The following is a 12,311-nucleotide window of genomic DNA, read 5'->3' on the forward strand; positions in this document are numbered from 1 at the left end:
CTCATACTAATAGATCGAGGGCTTGACCAAATAAACAACTGGATATTATGTGCAATTTTGAAAGAACAATATTAATAAAATAATGTTTTTTCACAAAAGAATTTATTTACATAAGAGTAAATTCACATTAAATTTGATAGATTCGAGCAGTACTAGGAGTCAAGGAGCGCGGAGCGGAACATACTTTAAGCTATGTGAGCACCACAGCGACGCAGACGACAACGTAATGCGAAGGAGATAGAAAATTTAGAAGTAAAATTGGTGATGATGATACAAAGGTAACACCCCTTCCCATTTCGAACAGGACGGTTAAGCTTTGAGATGCCGATGGTACTGCACGGGAGACTGTGTGGGAGAGTAGGGAATCGCCAATTGTTGTTCCGCGATAGCTCAATGGTGGAGCACTCGGCTGTTAACCGATAGGTTGGAGGTTCGAGCCCTCTTCGCGGAGCCATTTTATTATGACAAGTAACTCAGCAGAAGCTGAGTTTTTTTGTTTTTCAATAAAACTTATGGTTAAGGGTGAGTGTTTTTGAAAGTTTTTGACCGCTTGTGATTAAAATTTATTATTTTTGAGCGAAATATTATTGACAATTGAAATGTAATCATTTAAAATACAATTAAGCAATCAAAAACAATCATAATTAATCAAATAAATCCAATAAAGGAGTTTGAGTGATCATGTTTGCGCAAGAAAGACAACAAATAATATCAAATATGTTAAAAGAGAAAAGTAGCATTAAAGTTATAGAAATTGCAGAGGCATTAGAGGTTTCAGAATCTACCATTAGGAGAGATCTCCAAGAGATGGAAGAGAAAAGTCTTTTGATGAGAACTCATGGAGGAGCTGTAGGAGTAGATAATAGAACCAACTATGAACCATCATTTTTAGATAAAAAAGATGAAAGAAAAGATAAGAAAATAAAGATTGCAGAATGTGCAAGTAAAATGATAAAAGATGGAGATACAGTAATATTAGACTCTGGAACAACTACACTTGAAATAGCAAAAAGAATAACAGCCAAAGATGTAACAATAGTAACTAATTCAATAGATATAGCTGGTGAATTATCATCAAATGATCAAATAGAAGTCATAGTTACGGGAGGATCCATTAGAGTTAGTACAAGAGCAATGGTTGGAACTATAACTGAAAGAATGTTGAAAAATTTTAGGGTTGATAAAGCATTTATAGGAGCCAATGGTATATCCATAGATGATGGTGTTACAACTCCAAATGTAACAGAAGCTCAAACAAAAAAAGTTATGATGAATAATGCAAGAGAAGTTATAGTAGTAGCTGATGGAAGCAAGTTTAGAAATGTATCATTTTCAGTAATTTGTCCAGTAAAAGCAGTAAGTATGATTATAACTAGTGATGAAATAACTGAACAAGAAGTGCAAGAATATAACGAAGTAGGTGTTGAAGTTATAACTACTTAGAACGAAGGGGATGATATTATGGTAATTACCGTAACCTTAAATCCAGCCCTAGATAGAACACTGATTATTGAGGATTTTACTTTAGGTAGTGTAAATAGAGCGTCTAAAGAGAGATTTGATATTGGAGGAAAAGGAATTAATGTATCGAAGGTACTAAAAAACCTAGGAATTCAATCAAAGGCCATTGGTTTTTTAGGTGGTATGGTTAAAAGTGTTTTTCTAGAAGAGCTAGATAATAGAGGTATAGAGCATCAATTTGTTGAAATAGGGGCTCAGACAAGAACTAATATAAAAGTAGTAGACAATAAAAATTCTACTAATACTGATATTAATGAGGCGGGTCCAGTAATAAAGGAAAACGAGTTACAAAGATTTATAGAGATATATAAGGAAAATTGCAAAAAAGAAAATATTATAGTCATATCAGGTGGGATACCTAAGGGTATTTCAGATGACATATATGCAACGCTAATAAAGATAGCTAAGGAAAGAGGGGCTTATACAATATTAGATGCTGAAGGGGAGCTATTTAAGAAAGCAATAATGGAAAAACCTTATGCAATAAAGCCCAATAACCATGAATTATCATTACTGTTTAATGAAAGACTAGAAGGTGAAAATAAAATAATTGAAAAAGCAGTTGAAATTCTAAATGATGGAGTATCAAAGGTTTTAGTTTCATTAGGTTCTAAAGGGGCCATATATGTTACAGATGATGAAATTTATTTAGCAAAAGGCTTGAAGGTAGAAGTTAATAGTACTGTAGGAGCTGGTGATTCTATGGTAGCAGCGATGGTGTATTCACTTCTAAATAAATTAAGTAATAAAGATACCTTGACTTTTGCACAAGCTTGCGGAGCTTCGACAGTACAATTAGAAGGGACAGAAGCTTGTACATTAGATGAAGTAAAAAACTTGTTAGAAATATCTGAAAGAAATGTGAGGCGCATAGATTATGGAAATTAGAGATATGTTTTCAAAGGAAAGAGTAAATTTTGACATGAAATCAAAGACAAAAACTCAAGCATTGGATGAGCTTATTGAGTTGTTAATAAAAGATAATAAGATTAAAGATGCTGCAATATTTAAGAAAGCAGTATTAGATAGAGAGGAAGAATACTCAACAGGAATTGGAATGGGAATAGCAATCCCTCATGGAAAGAGTAATTCTGTTATAGAGGCTTCAATTGTATTCGGGAAGAGTGTAGATGGGGTTGAGTATGATTCAATGGATGGAAAACCAGCACATTTATTTTTCTTAATAGCAGTACCAGAAGAAGCTAATAATGTTCATTTGAAAGTATTAAGTGAAATATCAAGAAAATTAATGCATTCAGAAGTTAGAGAACAACTAATGAATTGTGGTAGCTTTGAAGATTTTCTAGAGGTCTTCTAACTATATAACGAACTTATATGTAAACTATTAAATTAAAAAAGGAGGAATCATAATGAAACTAGTAGCAATCACTTCATGTCCAACTGGGATAGCCCATACTTATATGGCAGCTGAAGCACTTCAAATGGCAGCAAAAGAGTTAGGATATGAGATAAAGGTTGAAACTCAAGGGTCAGTAGGGGCTGAAAATGTAATTACTAATGATGACTTAAGAGAAGCAAGAGCTGTAATTATTGCAGCAGATACAAATGTTGATAAAAGTAGATTTGTAGGTCTCCCATTAATTGAGGTTCCTGTAAAGGATGCCATAAAAGATTCAAAAGCTTTAATTAAAAGAGCACTAAATACAAAGGTTAGCGAAAATTTATCTAGTAAAGTTAATAAAATAAAAGCTGAAGAGAAGGAATCAAGAACTGGTGTATATAAACATTTAATGACAGGTGTATCATTTATGCTTCCATTTGTTGTGGCAGGTGGTCTTCTTATAGCATTAGGTTTCGCTTTTGGAGGAATTTATGTTTATGATTCTCCAAATAGCATTGGAGGCGCAATATTTTGGACAGGCAAAGCGTCTTTCGCACTAATGATTCCGGCCTTAGCTGGATATATAGCATATTCTATAGCTGATAGACCAGGATTGGTTCCAGGTATGGTAGGAGGATTCTTAGCACAGAATGTTGCTGGGTATGAATTCTTAAATACAAAAGTATCAAGCTTCTTAGGAGCTATTATAGCAGGATTTATTGCTGGTTACGTAGTTTTATTCTTAAAGAAATATATTAAGCTTCCTAAATCAATGGAAGGACTAATACCAATACTTGTTTTACCATTGTTATCAACTCTTATAGTAGGACTTATTATGTTATTTATAGTTGGTGGGCCAGTAGCATATGTAAATGACTCGCTTGCATGGTGGTTAAACGGATTAAAGGGTACAAATGCAGCTTTACTAGGAATTATATTAGGATTAATGATGGCATTTGATTTAGGTGGACCAGTAAACAAAGCAGCATATACATTTGCTACAGCAACTCTTGTAGCTGGAAAACTTTCAACTATAATGGCAGCAACTATGGTAGCAGGAATGGTTCCTCCACTTGGAATAGCATTAGCAACTGTAATTGCAAAGAAGAAGTTTACAGATGCTGAAAGAGAATCAGGAAAAGCAGCTTGGGCATTAGGATTATCATTCATATCTGAAGGAGCAATACCTTTTGCAGCAGCTGATCCGTTAAGAGTTATACCTTCAGTAATGGCAGGAGGAGCAGTAGCAGGCGGATTATCAATGGCATTTGGTTGTGGATTAGCAGTTCCACATGGTGGTATTTGGGTGTTAGCTATTCCTAATGTAGTTTCTAACCTATTACCATATGTTGTGGCACTTGTTGCTGGAACAGTAGTAACTGCAATTATTCTTTCAATAATTAAAAAGCCAGTGGCATAGCAAAATAAAAGTAAGATATAGTTAAAATAAGAGTTGCACATTTGATGTTAGTATGCTATTATAAAAAAGTACAATAGTACAAATAAAATAAGATAAAGATTGAATGAGATAATGATTTTCTCCAGTTTAGAGAATTTGTTAATCCAGTGAAGATCTTTAAAATGGAGGAATTGAAATGGCAGATAAAACTTTAGTATGCAGAGATTGTGGTAAAGAATTCGTATTCACAGAAGGAGAACAAGCGTTCTACAAAGAAAAAGGATTCGATAACGAACCAACAAGATGCGTAGATTGCAGAAGAGCAAAGAAACAACAAAATAACAGAAGATACTAATCTGAATGTTAGGCTATGAAAGGAAACTTTCATAGCTTTGTTTTTTTTTTACTCTTTAGGAATTTATAATATTTTAAGGTTGTGGATAAAATTATAAGTTTTAATTATAATCTAAGGATATATTGACATTGATATAAAGTAGAGATATAATTTTAAAAAATATAAAATTCTATGAAGAGAAAAGTAGTTGATAATTAATTTTCTTAGCGAGTGAAGAATGGTGGGAGCTTCATAAGATTATATCAATGAAAGACATCTCAGAGAAGTTTATTTGAATTTTAGTAGGATAAATCGGGAGCCACCGTTATATGGCTTTAGAGATAATCTTATTTAATGAGATTAATAAGGATGGCACCGTGGGTATAACCTCACTCCTTGCAAAGGGAGAGAGGTTTTTTTATTTATCAAAAACCATGAGTGGCATTATAACTTATTGATTTATTTAATAGGGTTAATTAGGATGGTACCGTGAATTTAAATCTTCGCTCCTAAATGGGGCGAAGATTTTTTTACTCTTTAGGAGTTGGAAAATTAGAAATAATATGGTAATTCAATGGGTTTCAATTGTAATTTAAGAATTAATTAAGCATCTCTAAAGAGTAAAAGAAAAAAATAGTCGCCTGCCGATTTTTTAGTCTAGAAAGGAGAAAAATTATGAAAAGAGAAATGGCAAAAGGTTTAAATGAAAAGATTGAAGAAAGGATAATGCTAAAAGGGTGGATTCATAGAATTAGAACGCTAAAAAATATAACATTTATAGTATTAAGAGATGAAAGTGGGCTAGTACAATGTGTAGCAGGAAAAGAAATATCACTAGATGGAGTTTCAAATGAAGCAGTTGTTGAGGTCATAGGGATAGTTAAAGAAGGAAAAAATTCATTAAATTCTTATGAAATTTCTGTAGAAAGTATATCTGTATTAAATGGGGTGATAGGAGAGCTACCTATTGAAATCAATAAGAATGAGCTTCAAGTATCATTAGATACACTTTTGAATAACAGGGTTCTTAGTTTAAGAAATGAAAATGAGAACTCAATTTTTAGGGTTCAGCATATCTTAGTTCAAGCATTTAGAAGTTTCTTATCTAGTGAAGGATTTACCGAGATATTCACTCCTAAAATAGTGGCTGAGGGGGCAGAAGGTGGGACTGCGTTATTCAAAGTAGATTATTTTGGAGAAAAAGCGTACCTTTCGCAGAGTCCTCAATTTTATAAACAAATGATGATTGGTGCAGGATATGAAAAGGTATTTGAAATAGGAAACTTTTTTAGAGCAGAAGAACATGATACAAGTAGACATTTGAATCAATTTACAAGTATGGATGTCGAGATGGCCTTTATAGAAGATGAGTCGACAATAATGGATTTAGAGCAAGAATTATTAAAATTTATAATGAAAGAACTAAGTGAAAAAGGAGAAAAGTATATAGAAGCATTAAAAATAGAAATTCCTATAATTGAAGAGATTCCTAGATTTGAATTACGAGAAGTAAAAGAAATCATTAAAGATAACTACGGAAAAATTATAAATGAAAATGATCTTGATCCAGAAGGAGAAAGACTAATAAGTAAATATATTAAAGAAAAATTTAATTCTGATTTTGTGTTTATTACTAATTATGGTAGAGAGTGTAGGCCGATGTATACAATGCCAAAAGGAGAAAATGGAACAAAAGCATTTGACCTTATATTTAGAGGAGTTGAATTAACTTCTGGTGCCCAGAGAATTCATGAGTATAATATGCTTGTTCAGAATTTTAAGGACAAGGGATTAAATCCAGATGACTTTAATAGTTATATAGAAACCTTTAAATATGGTATGCCACCACATGGAGGTTTTGCAATAGGACTTGAGAGGTTTATGGCATTATTACTAGGTATTGAAAACGTAAGAAAAACATCTTTATTTCCAAGAGATAGACATAGATTAGTGCCATAAAAAATATATATCACTTATAAAAATAATTTAACAAAGGTAGAATTTATTTAATAATTTAGGAAAAAATATGTAGTATAGGATAAAACTAACCATAATAAAAAAGAATATTCAGAATATTAAGAAAAGATAAAGGAAATACAGTTAAATAGTAGAATATATATTATATAATAGCTTACTTTAATAAGGTTAGGAATAAAATATATAGATTTTTAATATTTTTTATATAGATAGATAAAGCTGAATTATCAGCATTATATATATACCTAAACTATAGGAAAGGTGGGTGAAATCAAGGGACAATAAGTACCTTGATAAAGAGTATGAAAGAATACAAATTAGCTAATTTAAGAAATGTAGGAATTGTCGGTCATGGTTCCTCAGGAAAAACATCATTAGTTGAGGCGTTATTATTTACTACAAAGTTAACTGATAGGCTAGGGAAAATAGAAGAAGGAACTACTATTAGTGATTATGATCCCGAGGAAAAGAAAAGAAAAATTTCCTTGTCAACATCCATACTACCATTAGAATATAAAGAAAAGAAAATTAATTTTTTAGATACCCCAGGTTACTTCGATTTTTTAGGTGAGCAAATAGAAGGAATGAGAGCCTCAGATGTAGCTTTAATAGTAGTATCAGGGGTATCTGGGGTTAAGGTAGGTACAGAAAAAGCATGGGACTATTGTAATAAAATTAAGTTGCCTAGAAGTTTCTTTATTAACAAATTAGATAGGGAAAATGCAGATTATGATAAAGTGCTTGCTTCCTTAAAAGAGTCCTTCGGTATGCCGGTAGTTCCAATACAATATCCAATTGGAAAAGAAGCGGATTTTAAGGGTGTAGTAAACGTTATTTCAAGAAAAGCATATATTTATGATAAAGGTAAAGTACAAGAAGCAGGTGTTCCAGCAGAATTAGAAGAAAGAATAGAAGAATGCAGAAGTATGGTTATGGAATCAGTAGCGGAAACAGACGAGGAATTACTAAATAAATACTTTGCAGAAGGTGAATTAACAGATGAGGAGATATATGCAGGATTAATCATTGGATGCACATCAGGGGACATAGCACCTGTAATGTGTGGTAGTGCATTAAAAAATATAGGAATGGAAGTATTATTAGATGATATATGTGATTGTTTCCCATCACCTAAATATGCTGTACCACAAAAGGCTGTTAAGCTAGATACTGGAGAAGAAGTTTTTGAAGAGTATAATGAGGATAAACCATTTTCAGCATTTGTATTCAAAAGTATAGCAGATCCATTCGTTGGAAAGTTATCATTGTTTAGAGTTATAACTGGAAAAGCTAGAGGAGATTTAAATATATATAATTCATCAAAAGATAAAACAGAAAAATTAAGTAATTTATATTTTATGAGAGGAAAGCAACAAACTCCAGTTAAGGAGATAATAGCAGGGGATATCGGAGCAGTAGCAAAATTACAGTATACTGGCACTGGTGATACCTTATGTGAGGAGTCATTTAAGATAAGGTATGATAATATGAATTTCCCTGAACCTATAATGACAATGTCAGTTATGCCTAAGAGTAAAGGTGATGAAGAAAAGATATCAGTAGCATTAACTAGGTTATTAGAGGAAGACCCTACATTTAATATAAACAGAGATACAGAAAATGCAGAAACAATTATTTCTGGTATGGGAGAAACACATTTAGATGTAATTGCATCTAAAATTAAAAATAAATTTGGGGTAGATGTATTACTTCAACCACCAAAGATCCCATATAGAGAAGCCATAAAAGGGATAGCTGATGTTCAAGGAAAGCATAAAAAGCAATCTGGTGGGCATGGTCAATATGGAGATGTATGGATTAAATTTGAACCTAGAACTGATGGTGAAACTGAACTAGAATTTATAGATAAGGTTGTAGGTGGTGTAGTACCTAGAAACTTTATCCCAGCAGTAGAAAAAGGATTAAAAGAATGTATTCAACATGGAGTTCTAGCAGGATATCCAGTAATAGGACTAAGAGCTACACTTCATGATGGTTCCTATCATTCAGTTGATTCATCAGAAATGGCATTTAAAGTAGCAGCATCTTTAGCATTTAAAAAGGGCTTAGAACAAGCTAAGGCAATACTATTAGAACCAATAATGCATGTAGAAGTTCTTGTACCGGAAGAGAGTATGGGAGATGTTATTGGAGATTTAAATAAAAGAAGAGGTAGAGTTTTAGGAATGGAACCAGATGGTAATATTCAAAAACTTATAGCAGAAGTACCATTAGCAGAAATGTTTAAGTATGCTACTGACTTAAGAAGTATTACTAGTGCTAGAGGAAACTTCTCTATGAAGTTTGAGAGATATGAGGAAGTTCCTCCAAATGAGGTAGATTCTATTATAGAAGAAACTAAAAACTTAAAAAATGAATTGGTTCATGCATAAAAATATGTTTATTTAAGAGATACTGAAAATTCAGTATCTCTTTTTATAATTAAATATTTGCAAGTTTTAAATAAGTACATTTGAGTATAAAGACAAGCACTATAGGGAAGATTATAATTGCAAAAATTTTTTTAGAAATTAAAAGTAATAATATTAAAATTACTTAATTATATATAAAAGAAACCTTAATAGGAGGATTTATATGTCAGATTACAAGATGGAAATAAGGGGAAGCATAGGATTGAGTGACTATAGTAACATATATGACTACATAGGAGTCGTTGATTCCAAAGATAATTTTACTATAACATTAAATGCTGCAAACAAAGAAAACATAGATATAATTTGTTCAATGCTTGAAGGAAGCAATTTTATGATAAACGAACAAGGGCAAGATGCATTAGGAAATTATTATATAAATGCACTTAAAAAGAAATAAACAAAATAATTAAGTTCTATGGTATAATAAGGATGATATCGTTTAGCTAATATTAACTAGCAGAAGATAACCGACTTCAAATATTGATTTATACTAGCCGATTCTTGGCTTAAGCATCAAAGAATCAACAAGTATAAATCAAGTTTATGTATTGGTTATCTATAAATTGTTAATGGGACAAGCTATCATTGATGAGGAGGTAAAAAATGAAGGATTATATTGTAGGTGTAGACCTAGGAGGAACAAAGATCAGTTGTGCTATTTCTGATTTAAAGGGTAGAATTATAGCTCAGTCTACAATTCCAACATTAGCTGAAGAAGGAGAAAAGGCAGTATTAGACAGAATAATTAAGTCTATTGATACTGTAATAACTGAAGCTAAGGTTAAAACAAATGAGGTAAAAGCTATAGGTATAGGATCTCCAGGACCATTAGATTCTAAGAAGGGAATAATAATTACAACACCAAATCTTCCTTTTAAGGATTTTGATTTAGTTAAGCCTATAGTAGAATATTTCTCTATACCAGTATATCTTGATAATGATGCAAATGTTGCAGCAATTGGAGAGTTTATGTTTGGTGCAGGAAAAGGTACAGAAAACATGGTATACATTACTGTAAGTACTGGAGTAGGTGGAGGAGCTATACTAAATGGTAAGATATTTAGAGGAAGCACTTGCAATGCTTTAGAAGTTGGACATACTACAGTTTTCCCAGGTGGCCCAAGATGTGGTTGTGGAAATGTAGGTTGTTTAGAAGCAGTATCTTCTGGAACTGCAATTGGTAGAAGAGCAAATGAAGCAGTAAACTCTAAAGTAGAAACTTCATTAAGAAATTATGAAAAAGTTACTTCGTATGAAGTATTTAAAGAAGCTGAAAAAGGGGATGCAGTGTCTCAAAAGATTTTAGATGAAGCTTTAACTTATTTAGGTATAGGTGTAGCAAATATAATAGCGAGTTTCGATCCAGAAAAAGTTATTATAGGTGGCGGAGTTTCAAAAGGTGGAGACATTGTATTTAAAAAGGTTCAAGAAGTAGTTAATGAAAGATGCTTTAAGGTTATGTCAGATAACTGTAAGATTGAACCAGCAGGTTTAGGAACAGAAGCAGGGGTAATAGGTGCTTTAGCTTTAGCAATAATGGAAAGCGAATAAAATAGAGTATAATATAGGCTATCTCATAATTAAATGAGTAGCCTTTTTTTACTCTTTAGGTATTTATAATATTTTAGGTTCAGGATAAAATTATAAGTTTGAGTTATAATCTAAGGATTTACTTTAGGGTTTTAAGTTCAACTAATAATTTATTCATGCCCGAAAATGTCTAGAAAACCACATTTTCAAACAAGAATAAATTAGGTTTCCTATAAAAAACCCTATATACTCCCCTAAAGAGTAAAAAAAAGAATTAGTCGCCTGCCAAATTTTCCTCACATTCGTTTGGAAAGGCAGATGCGAGAAAAAAATCGACGGCTCACAATCGCCTTGACGATTTTTTTTATTTTAAAATAATCTAAAGAATAATGATTTTTTATTATTCATATTTTATAATATTGTTTAGTGAATATAATGCATTACTAGGAGGAAAAATGAAAAGCACAATATATCTAACAAGGCATGGAGAGACAATTTGGAACTTAGAAAAAAGGCTACAAGGATGGGGCGATTCTAAGCTCACTGAGAATGGTATAAAAAATGCAAAAAACTTAAATAAAAGAATTAAAGATGTAAATATAGATGTTATATACTCAAGTTCATCCAAAAGAGCAATGAAGACATCAGAAATAATAAGAGGCGACAAGAATATTCCTATTATTCCTAAGGATGGATTAAGAGAAATGGGATTTGGAGAATGGGAAGGATTAATATGGGAAGATATAGAGAAGTCAGATGAATATTCTGAGGAATTATATAATCTTTATAATGAGCCACTTAAATATAAGCCTTTTGGTGGCGAATCAATTGTTGAATTCAGTAAAAGAACGATTGAAACAATAAAAGAAATAATTAGTAAGAGTGATGGCAAGGATATATTAATTTTAACTCATGGAATGACATTAAAATTGGTTTTGGGATTTTTTGAAGGAATATCACCAGAAGAGGCAATTAAGGGGCCAATAATGGGACAAACATCCTTAACTAAAATAGTCATGGAAGAGGGAAAATATTCAATAGAATTAAGAAATGATACGACACATTATGAAGAGGATTATGAAAGAAAAGGATGGTAATCATTAAAATAAATTTCCATACATAAAAATTATGTTTCTGCATAGATTAAATAATGTAAGGACAAGAATTAATGGACGGGAGTGAATTAATGATGACAAAGGATAGTCAAGTAGATAATAAGCTTTCTAGGGAATTAAAATCAAACTGGGATCATAGGATTACTTCAGAGGAAGAAAAAAATAAAAATAGAACTGCAAAGAAACAGTCAATAGAGAGATCAGGGCAATAAATTCTTTTGCTTCATACATAACCACATCTAGCTTTTACCCCACCTTAAAGCTAAATTTTATGAATACTTATTTTTTAGATGTTCAGGTTTTGAGGTAAAGGAGTTTTTTAAATAAAGAATCTGTCCAAGGCAATATTTTGCTTTGGTACAGATTTTTTTACTCTTTAGGAGTTTATAATATTTTAAGAATTTAGATAATATTATAAGTTTGAATTGTAATCTAAGGAGTTACTAGACTACTCTAAAGAGTAAAAAATAGAATTAGTCGCCTGCAAGATTTTCCTCACATTCGTTTGGAAAGGCAGATGCGAGTAAAAAATCGACGGCTCATAATCGCCTTGACGATTTTTTTAATCTTTATGAGTTTGAATTTTTAGAAATGAAGTCCATATAGAAAATACCAAAATTTAGTGTTATTATTATAGTTAATTAATCTATTTCTAAGA

Annotated in this window: 11 protein-coding genes, 1 tRNA gene, 1 rRNA gene and 1 other annotated feature; all 13 genes read left to right on the plus strand. The window is 31.7% G+C overall.

Annotated features, from left to right (window positions below; all coding sequences use genetic code 11):
• Window positions 1-257: 257 nt before the first annotated feature.
• The 13 genes from rrf to PTZ02_RS18835 all read left to right on the plus strand — a co-directional run bounded on the left by rrf (window position 258) and on the right by PTZ02_RS18835 (window position 11,865).
• Window positions 258-374 (plus strand): 5S ribosomal RNA (gene rrf / locus PTZ02_RS18775).
• Between the two features lie 5 nt (window positions 375-379).
• A tRNA-Asn gene (locus tag PTZ02_RS18780) sits at window positions 380-454 on the plus strand.
• 227 nt (window positions 455-681) lie between these two features.
• Window positions 682-1,443, plus strand: a complete 762-nt coding sequence (locus tag PTZ02_RS18785) for a DeoR/GlpR family DNA-binding transcription regulator (RefSeq protein ID WP_274229274.1) — start codon at window positions 682-684, stop codon at window positions 1,441-1,443.
• A gap of 18 nt (window positions 1,444-1,461) precedes the next feature.
• Window positions 1,462-2,409: a 1-phosphofructokinase gene (pfkB, locus tag PTZ02_RS18790; protein WP_274229275.1), complete on the plus strand. Its 948-nt coding sequence runs from the start codon at window positions 1,462-1,464 to the stop codon at window positions 2,407-2,409.
• Window positions 2,399-2,839: a PTS sugar transporter subunit IIA gene (locus PTZ02_RS18795; protein ID WP_274229276.1), complete on the plus strand. Its 441-nt coding sequence runs from the start codon at window positions 2,399-2,401 to the stop codon at window positions 2,837-2,839. Before pfkB ends, PTZ02_RS18795 begins: the two co-directional genes overlap by 11 nt.
• A 52-nt stretch (window positions 2,840-2,891) precedes the next feature.
• The gene (locus tag PTZ02_RS18800) at window positions 2,892-4,283 is read left to right on the plus strand and encodes a PTS fructose transporter subunit IIC (RefSeq protein ID WP_274229277.1); all 1,392 of its coding nucleotides are present in this window, start codon (window positions 2,892-2,894) and stop codon (window positions 4,281-4,283) included.
• A 175-nt stretch (window positions 4,284-4,458) separates the two neighbouring features.
• A complete protein-coding gene (locus PTZ02_RS18805; protein ID WP_202765795.1) occupies window positions 4,459-4,617 on the plus strand; it encodes a zinc-ribbon domain-containing protein in 159 nt (52 codons plus the stop codon).
• A gap of 162 nt (window positions 4,618-4,779) precedes the next feature.
• Window positions 4,780-4,996: a binding site (T-box leader), on the plus strand.
• Window positions 4,997-5,271: 275 nt separating this feature from the next.
• A complete protein-coding gene (gene aspS / locus PTZ02_RS18810) occupies window positions 5,272-6,555 on the plus strand; it encodes an aspartate--tRNA(Asn) ligase (protein WP_274229278.1) in 1,284 nt (427 codons plus the stop codon).
• 320 nt (window positions 6,556-6,875) lie between these two features.
• Window positions 6,876-8,966, plus strand: a complete 2,091-nt coding sequence (gene fusA, locus PTZ02_RS18815; RefSeq protein WP_274229279.1) for an elongation factor G — start codon at window positions 6,876-6,878, stop codon at window positions 8,964-8,966.
• 202 nt (window positions 8,967-9,168) lie between these two features.
• A complete protein-coding gene (locus tag PTZ02_RS18820) occupies window positions 9,169-9,405 on the plus strand; it encodes a hypothetical protein (protein WP_274229280.1) in 237 nt (78 codons plus the stop codon).
• A 206-nt stretch (window positions 9,406-9,611) separates the two neighbouring features.
• Window positions 9,612-10,559 carry an ROK family protein gene (locus PTZ02_RS18825; protein ID WP_274229281.1) on the plus strand — a complete coding sequence of 316 codons (948 nt, stop codon included), beginning with the start codon at window positions 9,612-9,614 and terminating at the stop codon, window positions 10,557-10,559.
• Between the two features lie 434 nt (window positions 10,560-10,993).
• A complete protein-coding gene (locus tag PTZ02_RS18830; RefSeq protein WP_274229282.1) occupies window positions 10,994-11,635 on the plus strand; it encodes a histidine phosphatase family protein in 642 nt (213 codons plus the stop codon).
• Window positions 11,636-11,724: 89 nt separating this feature from the next.
• A complete protein-coding gene (locus PTZ02_RS18835) occupies window positions 11,725-11,865 on the plus strand; it encodes a hypothetical protein (RefSeq protein WP_202765860.1) in 141 nt (46 codons plus the stop codon).
• Window positions 11,866-12,311 lie beyond the last annotated feature (446 nt).

Source organism: Clostridium sp. 'White wine YQ' (assembly GCF_028728205.1).
GTDB lineage: Bacteria > Bacillota > Clostridia > Clostridiales > Clostridiaceae > Clostridium_T.